Source organism: Clostridium sp. MCC328 (assembly GCF_018785465.1).
Lineage (GTDB): Bacteria > Bacillota > Clostridia > Lachnospirales > Lachnospiraceae > Pilosibacter > Pilosibacter fragilis.
This window is the reverse complement of the sequence record NZ_WQPW01000115.1, coordinates 1-361: the sequence shown is the minus strand read 5'-3', so window position 1 is coordinate 361 and position 361 is coordinate 1. Positions and strand designations below refer to the sequence as shown.

Annotated in this window: 1 pseudogene; it reads left to right on the top strand. The window is 59.6% G+C overall.

Going from position 1 to position 361, the window contains the following annotated elements:
- Nucleotides 1-72: 72 nt before the first annotated feature.
- A pseudogene (locus GPK83_RS14745) lies at nucleotides 73-361 on the top strand (hypothetical protein); the annotation flags it as partial.

The window sequence follows — 361 nt, the reverse complement described above, 5'->3', positions numbered from 1 at the left end:
CCGGCTGCCATGAATAGCCTGGGCGAATGTTATGCGATGGGACGGGGCGTGCCGCGGGATTTGGAAACGGCCATGGAATGGTATCGCCGCGCGGCGGAGCTGGGCGAAGCCATGGCGGATTACAACATGGGATGGCATTTGGAGCAGGCAGGGAAGCTGTCTGAGGCGTATGCCCATTACCGCAAAGCTGCCGATGGGAATGACGACAGCGCCTGGTGGGCGTTGGGGCGTTTTTATGAAAACGGCGTCGTCGTTGCGCAGGACGGAAAGGAAGCGCGCCGCTGCTATGAAACTGGCGAGAAATTGGGCAGTGTGAAATGCAAAATGCGCTTGGCGCGCTGCAAGCTTTTGGGTATCGGCG